At 46.4% G+C, this 11,761-nt stretch carries 23 protein-coding genes and 1 pseudogene; 19 read left to right on the forward strand and 5 right to left on the reverse strand.

What is annotated here, in order from left to right; genetic code table 11:
* The first annotated feature begins 6 nt into the window (after positions 1–6).
* The 7 genes from DXE27_RS09950 to DXE27_RS01140 are packed head-to-tail and all read left to right on the forward strand — an operon-like array spanning position 7 to position 3,032.
* On the forward strand, positions 7–606 hold the full coding sequence (locus tag DXE27_RS09950; RefSeq protein ID WP_269459784.1) for an NAD(P)-dependent oxidoreductase: 600 nt from the start codon (positions 7–9) through the stop codon (positions 604–606).
* A gap of 28 nt (positions 607–634) precedes the next feature.
* Positions 635–985, forward strand: coding sequence for an NAD(P)-dependent oxidoreductase (locus tag DXE27_RS09955; RefSeq protein WP_269459785.1), 351 nt, complete (start codon positions 635–637; stop codon positions 983–985).
* Positions 986–1,023: 38 nt separating this feature from the next.
* Positions 1,024–1,563 (forward strand): chromate transporter, encoded by a 540-nt coding sequence (locus tag DXE27_RS01130; protein WP_128112573.1) that lies wholly within the window; start codon positions 1,024–1,026, stop codon positions 1,561–1,563.
* The gene (locus tag DXE27_RS09005; RefSeq protein ID WP_197712272.1) at positions 1,560–1,820 is read left to right on the forward strand and encodes a chromate transporter; all 261 of its coding nucleotides are present in this window, start codon (positions 1,560–1,562) and stop codon (positions 1,818–1,820) included. The genes DXE27_RS01130 and DXE27_RS09005 overlap by 4 nt, the downstream gene beginning before the upstream one ends.
* A gap of 45 nt (positions 1,821–1,865) precedes the next feature.
* The gene (locus tag DXE27_RS09010; RefSeq protein WP_197712273.1) at positions 1,866–2,102 is read left to right on the forward strand and encodes a hypothetical protein; all 237 of its coding nucleotides are present in this window, start codon (positions 1,866–1,868) and stop codon (positions 2,100–2,102) included.
* An 8-nt stretch (positions 2,103–2,110) separates the two neighbouring features.
* Positions 2,111–2,524 (forward strand): Bug family tripartite tricarboxylate transporter substrate binding protein, encoded by a 414-nt coding sequence (locus DXE27_RS09960; RefSeq protein ID WP_269459786.1) that lies wholly within the window; start codon positions 2,111–2,113, stop codon positions 2,522–2,524.
* 7 nt (positions 2,525–2,531) lie between these two features.
* Positions 2,532–3,032 (forward strand): tripartite tricarboxylate transporter substrate binding protein, encoded by a 501-nt coding sequence (locus DXE27_RS01140; RefSeq protein WP_269459787.1) that lies wholly within the window; start codon positions 2,532–2,534, stop codon positions 3,030–3,032.
* A gap of 140 nt (positions 3,033–3,172) precedes the next feature.
* On the opposite strand, the pseudogene crcB reads toward DXE27_RS01140, so the two are convergent.
* The 3 genes and pseudogenes from crcB to DXE27_RS08910 all read right to left on the reverse strand — a co-directional run.
* A pseudogene (gene crcB / locus DXE27_RS01145) lies at positions 3,173–3,527 on the reverse strand (fluoride efflux transporter CrcB); the annotation flags it as partial.
* A 10-nt stretch (positions 3,528–3,537) separates the two neighbouring features.
* A complete protein-coding gene (gene ygiD / locus DXE27_RS01150; protein WP_128112574.1) occupies positions 3,538–4,317 on the reverse strand; it encodes a 4,5-DOPA-extradiol-dioxygenase in 780 nt (259 codons plus the stop codon).
* 9 nt (positions 4,318–4,326) lie between these two features.
* Positions 4,327–4,464, reverse strand: coding sequence for a hypothetical protein (locus tag DXE27_RS08910; protein WP_172457095.1), 138 nt, complete (start codon positions 4,462–4,464; stop codon positions 4,327–4,329).
* Between the two features lie 240 nt (positions 4,465–4,704).
* Here DXE27_RS08910 and DXE27_RS01155 point away from each other — a divergent pair, with 240 nt between their 5' ends.
* Together DXE27_RS01155 and DXE27_RS01160 are read left to right on the forward strand one after the other, a co-directional pair.
* The gene (locus DXE27_RS01155) at positions 4,705–5,367 is read left to right on the forward strand and encodes a site-2 protease family protein (RefSeq protein WP_128112575.1); all 663 of its coding nucleotides are present in this window, start codon (positions 4,705–4,707) and stop codon (positions 5,365–5,367) included.
* Positions 5,368–5,437: 70 nt separating this feature from the next.
* Complete coding sequence (locus DXE27_RS01160) at positions 5,438–5,890, forward strand: c-type cytochrome (protein WP_128112576.1); 453 nt, start codon at positions 5,438–5,440, stop codon at positions 5,888–5,890.
* A gap of 6 nt (positions 5,891–5,896) precedes the next feature.
* Here the strand turns inward: DXE27_RS01160 and DXE27_RS01165 are convergent, their stop codons facing one another.
* Positions 5,897–6,580: a cytochrome b/b6 domain-containing protein gene (locus DXE27_RS01165; protein ID WP_128112577.1), complete on the reverse strand. Its 684-nt coding sequence runs from the start codon at positions 6,578–6,580 to the stop codon at positions 5,897–5,899.
* Between the two features lie 50 nt (positions 6,581–6,630).
* Between DXE27_RS01165 and DXE27_RS09495 the strand changes: the two genes are divergently transcribed.
* From DXE27_RS09495 to DXE27_RS09505, 3 genes are all read left to right on the forward strand, one after another.
* Entirely contained in the window at positions 6,631–7,128 is a 498-nt protein-coding gene (locus DXE27_RS09495) for an MFS transporter (protein WP_231969595.1), read from the forward strand.
* A 112-nt stretch (positions 7,129–7,240) separates the two neighbouring features.
* Positions 7,241–7,444 carry a hypothetical protein gene (locus tag DXE27_RS09500; RefSeq protein WP_231969596.1) on the forward strand — a complete coding sequence of 68 codons (204 nt, stop codon included), beginning with the start codon at positions 7,241–7,243 and terminating at the stop codon, positions 7,442–7,444.
* Positions 7,425–7,838 carry an MFS transporter gene (locus tag DXE27_RS09505; RefSeq protein WP_231969597.1) on the forward strand — a complete coding sequence of 138 codons (414 nt, stop codon included), beginning with the start codon at positions 7,425–7,427 and terminating at the stop codon, positions 7,836–7,838. Before DXE27_RS09500 ends, DXE27_RS09505 begins: the two co-directional genes overlap by 20 nt.
* A gap of 2 nt (positions 7,839–7,840) precedes the next feature.
* Here DXE27_RS09505 and DXE27_RS01175 read toward each other — a convergent pair whose 3' ends face one another.
* Positions 7,841–8,779, reverse strand: a complete 939-nt coding sequence (locus tag DXE27_RS01175) for a 3-hydroxyacyl-CoA dehydrogenase family protein (protein ID WP_128112578.1) — start codon at positions 8,777–8,779, stop codon at positions 7,841–7,843.
* Between the two features lie 74 nt (positions 8,780–8,853).
* Here DXE27_RS01175 and DXE27_RS09510 point away from each other — a divergent pair, with 74 nt between their 5' ends.
* From DXE27_RS09510 to DXE27_RS01190, 7 genes are read left to right on the forward strand one after another with little or no spacing between them, the layout of a single operon-like run.
* Complete coding sequence (locus DXE27_RS09510) at positions 8,854–9,096, forward strand: hypothetical protein (RefSeq protein ID WP_231969883.1); 243 nt, start codon at positions 8,854–8,856, stop codon at positions 9,094–9,096.
* Positions 9,054–9,206 (forward strand): hypothetical protein, encoded by a 153-nt coding sequence (locus DXE27_RS09515; protein ID WP_231969770.1) that lies wholly within the window; start codon positions 9,054–9,056, stop codon positions 9,204–9,206. Before DXE27_RS09510 ends, DXE27_RS09515 begins: the two co-directional genes overlap by 43 nt.
* Positions 9,175–9,525, forward strand: a complete 351-nt coding sequence (locus tag DXE27_RS09965) for an NAD(P)-dependent oxidoreductase (RefSeq protein WP_269459788.1) — start codon at positions 9,175–9,177, stop codon at positions 9,523–9,525. The genes DXE27_RS09515 and DXE27_RS09965 overlap by 32 nt, the downstream gene beginning before the upstream one ends.
* A 23-nt stretch (positions 9,526–9,548) precedes the next feature.
* Entirely contained in the window at positions 9,549–9,788 is a 240-nt protein-coding gene (locus DXE27_RS09970) for an NAD(P)-dependent oxidoreductase (protein ID WP_269459789.1), read from the forward strand.
* Positions 9,789–9,800: 12 nt separating this feature from the next.
* Positions 9,801–10,727, forward strand: a complete 927-nt coding sequence (locus tag DXE27_RS01185; RefSeq protein WP_128112579.1) for a dihydrodipicolinate synthase family protein — start codon at positions 9,801–9,803, stop codon at positions 10,725–10,727.
* Positions 10,728–10,763: 36 nt separating this feature from the next.
* Entirely contained in the window at positions 10,764–11,051 is a 288-nt protein-coding gene (locus tag DXE27_RS09975; protein WP_269459790.1) for a TAXI family TRAP transporter solute-binding subunit, read from the forward strand.
* 34 nt (positions 11,052–11,085) lie between these two features.
* On the forward strand, positions 11,086–11,703 hold the full coding sequence (locus DXE27_RS01190; protein ID WP_269459791.1) for a TAXI family TRAP transporter solute-binding subunit: 618 nt from the start codon (positions 11,086–11,088) through the stop codon (positions 11,701–11,703).
* The last annotated feature ends 58 nt before the right edge of the window (positions 11,704–11,761 follow it).

Raw genomic sequence — 11,761 nt, forward strand, 5'->3', positions numbered from 1 at the left:
TTACTTATGGCCTCACTACCAAACATCGTTATTCTGGGTGACTACGAACGTGCCCTACGTCGCATTTCTAATTGGGATAAGTTAGATCAGCAGGCTAATCTCACTATTCATCATGAGCCTTTAAGGGATGAGGCGCTATATGAAGCAGTGAAAGACGCAGATGCAATAGCCATTGTTCGTGATCGCTCCCCATTTAACGAGGCCATGATTGCGCGCTTACCCAAGCTGAAATTTCTGATGTTTACTGGGGAGCGTAACGGTACCCTAGAAGCATCCGCATTAGTCTCACGCAACATCCCAATGGCCTGTACGCCTGGCGGCCCCTCCAAGGAAACAACTGCTGAACTTACCTGGGCACTCATCTTAGGAGCATCAAAGCGCCTGATAGAAGAGAACAAACTGATTTCATCTGGAGGATGGCGAGATGAGCTCTCCTTGCTCCCAATGCTATCAGGCGAAAGACTGGGCATCATGGGTCTTGGCGCCATCGGAAGTCGCGTAGCACGTGTTGGTGCCGCCCTAGGCATGGAGGTTGTAGCCTGGAGTCCCCGCATGACGCCTGAGCGCGCTACTGCCAAGAACGCAAAGGCAGTAAGCTTAGATTGAGTTACTAAAAACATCTAAAGTCGTCACTATGCATTTAGTGGCAGGACCGGGCACCAAAGGACTAATCAGCGCCGATCAATTAGCCCTCATGCGCCCCGATTCCATACTAGTCAATACGTCTCGTGCTGCGCTAATTAATATGATGGATCTACAAAATGCATTGGCCGATGGCAGACCTGGTCAAGCCGCAGTAGATGTATTTGATGTTGAGCCGCTTCCAGAGAAAGACGTTTTGCGTAACACCAAAAATCTTTTGGTGACCCCACATCTTGGATTTATTGCAGAACCCATTTTTGCTACGTTTTCTAAAGGCATCACCGAAACCTTAGAGGCCTGGCTAGAAAATAAGCCCGCTCCACATCCATTTAAGCCACAATAGTTTTTTTGCTATTTTTTAAATTCATTTTTTAACCATCTTTGAAAACTCTAACCCCGAAACAGCTCTTCCTTGGATTTAGCAAAATTGGCATGTCTGGTTTTGGTGGTGTTCTGCCTTGGGCGCGCCGCACGCCTGTGGAAGAAGAGAAGTGGTTAACCGCCGAAGAATTTAGCGCCATGCTCGGCATCTGCCAAATTGTACCGGGCCCCAATATTATTAACCTTGGCGTCTGCGTAGGCACTCGTTTCGCAGGCATTCCAGGAGCATTTGCCGCGGTGATGGGCCTGCTGCTCGGACCAGTGGCTCTGGTAATTCTGTTGGGCATACTTTATGAGCATTACAACAGCTATATGCCCGTTGTTCAAGGATTATTGCGCGGGATTTCAGCTGTGGGCGTTGGTTTAATTGCGAGCACCGGCTTTAAGATGATGCGCGCTGAATTCAATTACCCGCCTATGCTTTCAGTGATCTTCCTCACGATTCTTGCGGCTACGTATTTTCACTTAGGTTTAGGCTGGGTGGTACTTATTGCATCTCCTCTAGCATTTTTTCTAGCCTGGAAGAAGGTGAAGAAATGATTAGTACGCTACTGAGTCTTTTTCTAAAGCTCTCTGCTTTTTCTTTGGTTGCATTTGGCGGCATTAACGCACTTCTTCCGACCCTATATGATCTTTCCGTCAACCAAAAGCACTGGATCAATGGCCAAACGTTTGCGGATTACTTTGCGATTGCCCAAGCAGCGCCAGGACCTAATCTGATGACGGTAACGCTCATTGGCTGCTGGAAGGTAGGCGGAGTTATCAGCGCCGCTATCGCTACCCTGGCTATTGCCTAGCCCTCTTCCATCATGATCTACTTCTTGCAACGCTCCATCTAAGGGATGCAGGATATTCAAAAACAACGAGCCATCCAATTTGCCGCCGGCGCCCTAGCGGTTGGACTGGTTCTTTCTGCTGCCTGGCAGATTTCACTCCAAATTAATCACACTGCCGCTGCTTATGCGCTAACTTTAGGTACTATTGGCGTTACAGTATTCACTCGCTGGCACCCGCTGTATCTCATTGCTATAGGCGGAGTTTTGGGAATTTTTGGCTCTTTATCTAACCTAAGAATTTAAGGATAAGTATGCGTCTGATTCAATCACTCTCTTGCTGTCTACTAAGTATTGGCACGCTTTTTTCTTCTGCCTCTATTGCTCAGGGGGCCTATCCCACCAAGCCTATTAACTTCATCGTTCCTTATGGCGCAGGGGGTGGCGCAGATTCTCGTAGCCGTCAAATCGCGCAAAAGATGAGCGTCATCTTGAAGCAGCCGATTATTGTTGATAACAAGCCTGGTGCCGGCGGAAATATTGGCACCGAATACATTTCTCGAGCCGCTCCAGATGGTTACACCATTAGTATGGGTAACTTTGCTCCTATGGCAGTCAATAAAACACTCTTTGGAAACCTGCGTTATGACCCAGAGACAGATTTAACACCGATTGTTTTAATTGAAAAAGGTCCTTTGGTACTGGTGGTCAATCCTGACTCCCCCTAACAAGACTGTGCAAGATATTGTGAATGCAGCTAAAGCCAAACCTGGAGTGCTCACATTCTCATCCGGCGGCATCGGTGGTAGCCATCAACTCTCTGCAGAAATCTTTGAACAAAATGCGGGGATCAACATGATTCATGTACCGTATAAGAGTGGTTCAGCAGGCTTAACTGACCTTATGGCAGGCAACGTCACCATGATGTTTGACCAAATGTATTCTGCGATGCCTAGTATCAAGGCGGATAAATTACGTCCGATTGCGATTACCAGCAAGAAGCGCTCACCTTTACTCCCCAACGTTCCTAGTTTTGCAGAAGTAGGTTATCCAAAGGTTGAGGTGCTCAACTGGCAGGGCTTGATTGCACCAAAAGGTACGCCCAAAGCCATTATTGACAAATTAAATGCAGCTGCAAACGAAGCGCTTAAGGATCCTCAGTTGCGTGAGCTCATGCTTTCCTTTCACAAGGCAATGAGATTGGTGGAGGCAGCCCCGCTGATTTTGCAGCGCTAGTCAAATCAGAATCTCAAAAATGGGGTGCTGTTGTTAAGGCGACAAACATTAAGCCAGAGTAAGTGATATGCACTAAATAAATGTTGCGAGAATAAATTGGGGGCTAATAAGTCCCCAATTTTATTTGAGCGCCTGGTATAAGTCAGAATGCCTAGGAAAGTTAATACCAACGAACCTACCAAATGAAGCAATGCTGTGCCTAAAGCCCAGTTAAGTTCACCGCGCTGCATAAACCCAACAACCTCGGCAGAAAAACTAGAGAAAGTTGTTAAGCCGCCCAGAAAACCAGTAATCACAAAAAGCTTCCACTCAGGTGAGAGATTGGGATTATTTCCGAAGAAAGCAATAGCAATGAGGTAACCGCCGACCATGTTTGACGCAAGAGTTCCCAACGGAATCACAGAAGCTGCGCCCAACCGTTAAAAAATTAAAGCCCGCTCTTAATAATGCGCCTAGGCCTGCGCCAAAGAAAATTGCAAAGATAGATAGCCACATAATCAGTTCTCTATTGAATTGAAAAACCTAACATGCTGATTGAACTCATTTCGATTCCATCAATATAGACTTTTGCATGCTCGTCTTCATGTTGTAAAGCCAGAGTATATAAAGCGGGCCAATAATGTTCCGCCGTCGGAATAGAAAGATGTGCTGCATCACCAAAATCCTCCCAATCAATCAAAGGGTCATGGTGATTAGCGCGCATTTCTGAGGTAAAAAAATGATTAAACTCTGTGGCCCATGGATAAGGTTGGGCATCTTCTTGCCAATGAATGGTTCGCAGGTTATGGACCACGTTACCGCTAGATAAAATCAAGATATTTTCATCGCGCAGTGGACGTAGCGGCTTGGCTAGCTCATAGTGCTCACGCGCTGACATTGAGCCATCCAGACTTAACTGTACGACCGGAATATCGGCATCAGGATAAAGATACTTCAGAACAGACCATGCGCCATGGTCAATACCCCACTCATTTTCTTCGAGCACTACCGGTACGTTTAATAACTCCTGTACGCGATCAGCTAAAGCAGGGCTTCCAGGCGCTGGATACTGAATATCAAATAATGCCTGCGGAAAACCGCCGAAGTCATGAATGGATTTTGGTTTTGGCATCGCAGTAACCCATACACCTCGAGTTACCCAATGTGCCGAGATCACTAAGATAGCATCAGGGCGCTTTAATGACTTACCTAGAGCTGACCAAGCCGCCGTATAACGGTTTGGCTCTATGGCATACATCGGACTGCCATGGCCAGCAAATATTGCAGGTTGGCGATGGCTAGTCATTAATGCTGGTTAACTGAATACGTAACCTGTATGAGCTGCAACCAATGCAAACAAAATAGCCAAGCTTGTAGCGGCTGCCAACATCACGATCAAGGTAATGATCTTTTTGTTAACTTCTTCTTTAGATTCGTTATGCCATTCGTTCATGCTAAATCCTCTGTAAACACATTAATGAATAGGGTAATTATCCACTATCGCCCGCGACCAGCCTTGCGCATCATGCCTTTTCCCCCGCCAAAGCCTGCCTGAGGCCTTCCAGCTGGGCCAGAGGGTCCTTTTGGGACGGGTGGGCGTGCAGGCGGCTTAGCTGCTACCGCTTTTACTGGGGTTTTTGAATCGGGTTTCTTTTCGTCAGTCACTTTGAGCTTCTATGGGTATCATATTGCCATGATTATCGACTATTCTATCCAAGTCGTCGCAATTAATGCGATTCCCCTGATTTTTGCCATCACGATCCACGAAGCAGCCCATGGTTTTGCTGCCCGAAAATTTGGGGATAACACCGCTTATATGCTCGGTCGAGTCAGCCTAAACCCTGCAAAACACATTGACCCAGTGGGAACCATCCTCATTCCCTTGGTGCTTCTTCTCACCGCCCCCCTTTTTTTAGTGGGTTACGCTAAACCGGTACCCGTGAACTTTGGCAGACTCCGAAACCCCAGAATCGATTCCATTTGGGTGGCATTGGCTGGCCCTGGCTCGAATTTCATCCAGGCACTTATTTGGCTAACCCTTTTAATCGTCTTGGTGGGTTTTGGAGCGAATGAGAAATTTCTGATTTCCATGTCCCAAGCAGGTATAACCTGGAATCTGGGTCTATTAGTGTTCAATCTATTTCCGCTACCCCCGCTAGATGGCGGTCGCATTCTGTCCAGCCTTCTGCCAGCCCGTCAGTCGATCGCTCTTGACCGACTGGAACCATGGGGGTTCTTTATTGTGCTCGCACTTGTCTTTACAGGAGTGATTGGAACCCTTTGGATGCAACCACTCATGAGCTTCTTTGAATGGCTCATCCTTTTGCTAACCAGCCCCTTAAGAATGATTTTTTAAGTACAGCAAAAAATGTTGTTCTGGGATATGCTGAACCCAAGCAATCCTCATTGGCCGAAGGAGAATATCCATGAAATTACAGAAACTAGTCTTAGCAAGCACCGCAACCTTTTTAGCAATTGGTGCTGGTTCAGCATTTGCTCAATTTAAAAATTCAGAAGATGCTATTAAGTATCGCCAAAGCGCATTCACCGTCATGGCTAATTCTTTTGGAAAAATTGGCGCTGTTGTTAAAGGCGAGGCCCCTTACAACAAGGATGATGTAGCCAAGAATGCAGCAGTTGTTGCAACGCTTTCCACTTTGCCATGGCAAGCTTTTGGTCCAGGCACTGAAGGCGGCAAAGCGCAATCTGATATTTGGTCTGATAACGCCAAGTTCAAGGCAGCGGCTGACAAAATGCAACTAGCTGTAGTAGATCTTAATAAGGCTGCCCAGTCTGGTGATTTAGATAGCATCAAGAAATCATTTGGTGCAGCAGGCGCAACCTGCAAAGGCTGCCATGATGACTTCAAGAAGAAGTAAGAATTCTTACTTCGTAATGAAATAACCCACCACTACCCCGATCACACTTAAAAGCAACAAAGCAAAGCCGCGTTGTAGTGCTCCATCCTTGGAGTCTTGACCCAAGTCAGCAGGCAAGTAATTTGCCTCTTCGCTTGGGTCAATTTCTTTGTCGCCACTGATCATCGGCTTAATTAAATTTTCGCCCTTGAACTTCTTGTAATACCAAATCGCGGCAATATGAATGGTGACTAAGGTATAAATCACCACTTGGTTACCCTCATGAATCTCAGAGAGAAATGAAGCTGCCGAGCTTGATACATATTTTGCCAAAGGCCCTTGAAAAGCAATTTCATCATCTACAAATAGGCCGGTAACAACCTGCACCATTAAAGCAAACAACAAAGCAAAAACAGACAATGCGCCTATTGGGTTATGCCCAAGCACGCGCGGTGAGTTTCCCTGCAAATAATCAAGGATTGCTTTTTTATTCGGGAGGAAGGAGGCAAAGCGCGCATGCCTGGATCCAATCAAACCCCAACAAACAATGCGAAATACCAATAAGGTCAAGACACTATAACCAAAATAGGCGTGCCATTCAATCGCATTACCGCCAAGATTAACGCTAATTAAACTGCCAACAATACAGAGCACCAGTAACCAGTGAAATAGACGAATTGGCAGATCCCAGACGCGAATAATTTTTTTCATACCTTAAGGATAAGGATAAAGCAGCTTCTCCCTTAAACTAAGAAGAATTCATGAATCCTAGCAAAGCCTTTAGAACCCTACTGCTCTATCGCATCGGCGCAACTCTCAGCTACCAAATTACGATGGTGGCCGTTGGTTGGCACCTCTATGAAATCACCAATAGCGTTGTATCTCTGGGCCTCATTGGATTAGCAGAGCTAGTTCCTTACTTTGCATTAGTCCTTTATTCTGGGCATGCAGTTGATCATTACTCTCGCAAATTGATTGCAGCTATCGCTTGCGTAATCCATATTGCAGTAGCGCTATTTTTAACGGTGATTGCCCTAGGTTGGTTGTCGCCGCCCGTGCCATTAATCTATACCGCCGTTGCATTTATTGGGATTGGTCGTGCTTTATTAAGACCTTCCTATCAGGCGCTCTTTGGACAAATTATTCCAAGAGATCAGTTGCCCCGCTACACCGCTTATGCATCTTCCGCCATTCAGATATGCGTAGTTGCAGGTCCCGGCATGGGTGGATTAATGATTGGATTTGCTGGTCTTGAATAGACTTACCTCCTGGCGGCTGCTTGTGGAGCGGTAGGCTTATACGGCATTACCTTTATCACCGCCGTACAAGAAAAAACTGGCAACCTATCGGGAAACTTTTTAAAGAGTTTTTTTGGAAGGCTTTCATTACGTTAGAAAACATGAACTCATTTTGGGGATCATGGCGCTCGATATGTTTGCCGTTCTTTTTGGTGGTGCGGTATCCATTCTTCCTGCATTTGTTAAAGAAGTCCTGAATGCTGGGCCAGAAACCTTGGGTATCTTGCGTGCCGCTCCGGCTGCGGGGGGCGGCCATCATGGGAATCTACTTGGCTAAGCGCCCCATCCTGACGGATTCTGGCAAACATCTCTTGATTTCGGTTGCCGGGTTTGGCGCCACAATTATTGCTTTTGGACTATCGAGCAATCTTTGGGTCTGCACATTTTTCTTATTCGCCTCAGGATGTTTTGACGCCGCATCAGTAGTCATTCGAGGCAGCATCATGCAACTCACCACACCCGATCATATGCGCGGCAGGATCAGTGCGATTAATGGCATCTTCATTGGCTCTTCGAATGAATTGAGTGCACTTGAATCTGGCATTGCAGCTATCATGATGGGCTTGGTGCCTTCCATTGTGTTTGGCGGTGTGGCAACAATCGCTATCGTCTTTATCACCTACCGCCTTGTACCACACTTAGGTAAGTTACACCTAAAAGATATTTCCTAAGTCTATTTAATCTCAGGCAATTCTTTTTGGATGATTTTTAATCCAGCGCGCAAAGCCTCTTGGTAACGTTCGCGTTCAGCTTTAATGGTTTCTGCTGCCCACGGGAAAAAACCTTCACCCGTTTTCATTCCAAATTTTCCACCCTCTATGCGATTACTTAAGCACTTCGCAATCGTTGGTGAGTTATTCAGTGTCGGGTAAATAGTTGCACCCCCAGCACCATGCATTTCAAGACCCGCATGGTCACGTTGCATAGCTGGCCCAGCGGCGATATAGCGAAAACCAAAACGAACCGCCTTATCAATATCCTCTGGAGTGCAAATACCTGCATCCACCATTGAGAAGGCCTCGCGTGACAAAGCATGCTGCAAGCGATTGGCCAAGAACCCTGGCAAATCTTTTTTTACGGTAACCGGAACCATGCCGCAAGCAGTCATCAAGCGCGACAAACTTTCCCCCACCATCGGTGAGGTCCTCTCGCCATAAACCACTTCGACACAAGGTACCAAATGGGCTGGCATAAAGAAATGTAGGCCAATCATGCGCGCAGCTGTTTTGAGATCTTTTGCAATTGCGCTAATCGGAAAGCTAGTGCTATTACTGGCCAACACTGCTTCAGGCTTCGCATATTTTTCGAGCTTGGCAAATAACTCTTGCTTGATATCCAAGAGCTCTGGGATACATTCGATAACCAGATCGATATCTGCCCAATCAACCTCTTCAAGAGAGCCCGCCACTGCCAACAAGTGAATACGATTTTCATAACCAAGATCGGTCATGGTATTGGCAAAATAATCTGGCAAAAGGGCTCTACGCTCTGTTGTGGTGGGTTCCACAACCTGGACAGCACATCCTCCACGCGCGCATACCGCAGCAACATCGGCGCCCATCGTGCCACCGCCTACGATCACCACCTTGGTTTCAGCTGGGGTAAACAACATTACATACTCTCGCACTTTAAATTAAAAATCCTCTTACAATGGGCTCATTATTTCAATAAAAAACATAGTGAGACATGATCCCCGTCAATTCGGTGCTACAGGTCGGCCATTTCCCTGAAATTATGCGGGCAGAAATTGATCGGCGCTTTACCCCAACCCATCACCCCGATCCTCAAGCTCCTGCGCCAGCTGGAAATTTTCAGGCGATTTTGATTCACTCGAATACCAAGCTGCCAGAGGCTTTGCTTTGGTTAAACGAATTCCCACTATCCGCATGGTGGCAACTTGTGGCGTTGGTTATGACAACCTCCCCTTGAGCTACCTCAAGGAACGGAGCATTAAAGCAAGCAATACCGGGGGGTTTAAACGACGCAGTCTGCGAATTAGCTATTGGCATGATGCTAGCTCTGTTACGTCACCTTCCTGAGGCCCAGGAATACGTTAAAAGCACCGCCTGGTCAAAGGCACCCTTCAAGCTCACAACCACTTTAGCTGGCAAACGAGTGGGTATTGTGGGCATGGGACGTATCGGACAAGATCTTGCAAAGCGTTTAGAGCCCTTTAAAGTGGAGATTGCTTACTCCGGACCAAATGCAAAGCCCTTACCCTATACGTATCACCCAAATGTCAAAGACTTGGCTGCTGCTAGTGACATCCTATTTTTAGCTTGCCCAGCAACACCCGAAACCGACAAGATGATCAATGCACAGGCCTTAGAAGCTCTTGGACCATCTGGTTTTTTTTAATTAATATTGCTAGAGGCAATGTAGTGGATGAGGCGGCTCTTCTATATGCACTGCAACATAAAAAGATCGCTGGGGCTGCCTTGGACGTCTTTGAGAATGAACCCAATCCGAATCCAGCCTTTTTAAGCCTGAGTAATGTACTGTTAACACCACATATCGGTAGCGCTACCTCGGAAACACGGATAGCAATGACGAATTTGGCAGTAGATAATTTAGAAGCCTTCTTTAATCAAAAACCGCTTCCATCGGAAGTTAAAAACTAAAACGGAGACAGCATGACCATTTCCCTGCACCCTTTAACACTGCCGGCAGTACTTTCACCAGTATTGACGCCATTTACAGCAGACGGAAGTCCAGATGCCGCAAAATTATTAAAGCAGTGCAAATGGCTGGAAGCCAATGGTGTTGGGCAAGCAATCTTTGGCACCAACTCTGAAGCCAACTCGATGTCTGCACCGCAAAAGATGGCTACACTCACCACATTAATCGAGGGCGGCTTAAACCCAGAGCACTTGATGCCCGGAACAGGCGCTACCTCTATTGATGCAACTGTGAATATGACGCGTCATGCAGTTAATCACAAATGCGCTGGCGTTTTAATGCTGCCGCCTTTTTATTACAAAGATGTCAGCGATGATGGCCTCTTCGCATACTTTTCAGAAGTTATTCAAAAAGTTGGTAGCGCGGCATTGCAGATTTATATCTACAACATTCCCCCGGTCACCAAAATCAACCTCAGCCTCTCGCTACTCGAACGTCTAGCAAAAGAATACCCAAAGACTGTTGTCGGCATGAAAGATAGTTCTGGTGACTGGGCATATACAGAATCCGTAATTAAGTTACTAGCTCCTGCAGGCTTCCGCGTCTATGCAGGCAGCGAAGTATTCCTAATGCGCGCCCTGCGTGCTGGTGGCGTTGGATGCATTTCCGCCACAGCAAATGTGAATCCTAAAGCTATTGCTGATTTGGCTGCGCATTGGAGAGAGTCCAATGCTGATGAACGTCAAGCAGGCCTAGATCAGATTCGTGGAGTCTTTGCTAAATATCAAATGATTGCCGGTATGAAAACAGCAGTTGCTCATTTCAGCAAAGATCCTGAATGGCTTAAAGTGCGTCCGCCATTGATGCAGTTAAGCGCAGATCAACAAGCTCAGCTACTGAGCGAATTGAAGCAGATCAACTTCAGTATGCCCGGCCTTTAATTTAAACAACACAACAAAGATCAATAGGAGACAACAATGAAATTACTAAAAGTCATTGCCTTATCGCTTAGCTTTTTATGTGCAAGCGTAAGTGCGCAAAATATTTCAATTGCAACCGGTGGCACAGGAGGCGTTTACTACCCTATGGGTGGTGGTTTAGCTTCCGTCTTGTCAAGCAAAGTGCCGGGCATGTCAGTTACTGGTGGTTCAATTGATAACCTCAACCTCATTGGTAGAGGCAAGCCTTACGTTGGCTTCTCCATGGCCGATGCTGCAAAGGATGCACAAGTTGGAGACGGTAAATTTACCGGGGGGAAAAGTTGATCTACGCACTCTCGTAGTGCTCTACCCAAACTTAATGCATGTAGTAACAGTGGAGTCCACTGGCATTAAGTCCATGAAGGATCTCAAAGGCAAGCGCGTTAGTACTGGCGCTCCAGGCAGCGCCACTGAAGTTATGGCTTTCAGACTTTTAGAGGCGGCTGGCTTAGACAAAGATAAAGATGTCAAACGCGAGCGTTTGAGCGTTGCTGAATCCGTTAATGCAGTTAAAGATCGCAAGATTGATGCCTTCTTCTGGGTCGGCGGACCACCAACAGCAGCTGTAACTGATTTGGCTAACAGCCCAGGCATGAAAATTGTGATGGTAGATACAACCGAAGAAGTGCCATCAATGAATAAGAAATATGGCAACCTCTACTTCCCAACAGTAATTCCAAAGGCAACCTATAGCGGCATGGCAAAAGACAATAAGGTCGCTGCCGTTGCAAATATCTTGGTGGTTAACGCCAGCATGCCGGATGATCAGGCTTACAAAATCACAAAAGCAATTTTTGATAACAAATTAGATTTAGTGAGAACCCATCAGGAATACATGAATGTCACTTTAGAAGGCCAAAAGGCGAAATCAACACCAGTTGATTTCCATCCAGGCGCACTAAAGTACTTCAAAGAAAAGAATGTCAAAGTAAATTAATTTAGTACCAGGGGTGAGTTGATCTCACCCCTACTGCTTTAAAGAAGTTCATAAATAT

It is taken from the genome of Polynucleobacter necessarius (assembly GCF_900096755.1).
Classification (GTDB): domain Bacteria; phylum Pseudomonadota; class Gammaproteobacteria; order Burkholderiales; family Burkholderiaceae; genus Polynucleobacter; species Polynucleobacter necessarius_K.

Excerpts from the sequence above, each read along its gene's own strand:
- DXE27_RS08910 (WP_172457095.1), bottom strand. The coding sequence starts at position 4,464 with ATGAACGAATGGCATAACGAATCTAAAGAAGAAGTTAACAAAAAGATC.
- DXE27_RS01165 (WP_128112577.1), bottom strand. The coding sequence starts at position 6,580 with ATGAAAAAAATTATTCGCGTCTGGGATCTGCCAATTCGTCTATTTCAC.
- DXE27_RS01190 (WP_269459791.1), top strand. The coding sequence starts at position 11,086 with ATGCATGTAGTAACAGTGGAGTCCACTGGCATTAAGTCCATGAAGGAT.
- DXE27_RS01160 (WP_128112576.1), top strand. The coding sequence starts at position 5,438 with ATGAAATTACAGAAACTAGTCTTAGCAAGCACCGCAACCTTTTTAGCA.
- DXE27_RS01175 (WP_128112578.1), bottom strand. The coding sequence starts at position 8,779 with ATGTTGTTTACCCCAGCTGAAACCAAGGTGGTGATCGTAGGCGGTGGC.
- DXE27_RS09495 (WP_231969595.1), top strand. The coding sequence starts at position 6,631 with ATGAATCCTAGCAAAGCCTTTAGAACCCTACTGCTCTATCGCATCGGC.
- DXE27_RS09975 (WP_269459790.1), top strand. The coding sequence starts at position 10,764 with ATGAAATTACTAAAAGTCATTGCCTTATCGCTTAGCTTTTTATGTGCA.
- DXE27_RS09005 (WP_197712272.1), top strand. The coding sequence starts at position 1,560 with ATGATTAGTACGCTACTGAGTCTTTTTCTAAAGCTCTCTGCTTTTTCT.
- DXE27_RS09965 (WP_269459788.1), top strand. The coding sequence starts at position 9,175 with ATGATGCTAGCTCTGTTACGTCACCTTCCTGAGGCCCAGGAATACGTT.
- ygiD (WP_128112574.1), bottom strand. The coding sequence starts at position 4,317 with ATGACTAGCCATCGCCAACCTGCAATATTTGCTGGCCATGGCAGTCCG.
- DXE27_RS09955 (WP_269459785.1), top strand. The coding sequence starts at position 635 with ATGCATTTAGTGGCAGGACCGGGCACCAAAGGACTAATCAGCGCCGAT.
- DXE27_RS09950 (WP_269459784.1), top strand. The coding sequence starts at position 7 with ATGGCCTCACTACCAAACATCGTTATTCTGGGTGACTACGAACGTGCC.
- DXE27_RS09510 (WP_231969883.1), top strand. The coding sequence starts at position 8,854 with ATGATCCCCGTCAATTCGGTGCTACAGGTCGGCCATTTCCCTGAAATT.
- DXE27_RS09010 (WP_197712273.1), top strand. The coding sequence starts at position 1,866 with ATGCAGGATATTCAAAAACAACGAGCCATCCAATTTGCCGCCGGCGCC.
- DXE27_RS09515 (WP_231969770.1), top strand. The coding sequence starts at position 9,054 with ATGGTGGCAACTTGTGGCGTTGGTTATGACAACCTCCCCTTGAGCTAC.
- DXE27_RS09960 (WP_269459786.1), top strand. The coding sequence starts at position 2,111 with ATGCGTCTGATTCAATCACTCTCTTGCTGTCTACTAAGTATTGGCACG.
- DXE27_RS09505 (WP_231969597.1), top strand. The coding sequence starts at position 7,425 with ATGGGAATCTACTTGGCTAAGCGCCCCATCCTGACGGATTCTGGCAAA.
- DXE27_RS01155 (WP_128112575.1), top strand. The coding sequence starts at position 4,705 with ATGATTATCGACTATTCTATCCAAGTCGTCGCAATTAATGCGATTCCC.
- DXE27_RS01185 (WP_128112579.1), top strand. The coding sequence starts at position 9,801 with ATGACCATTTCCCTGCACCCTTTAACACTGCCGGCAGTACTTTCACCA.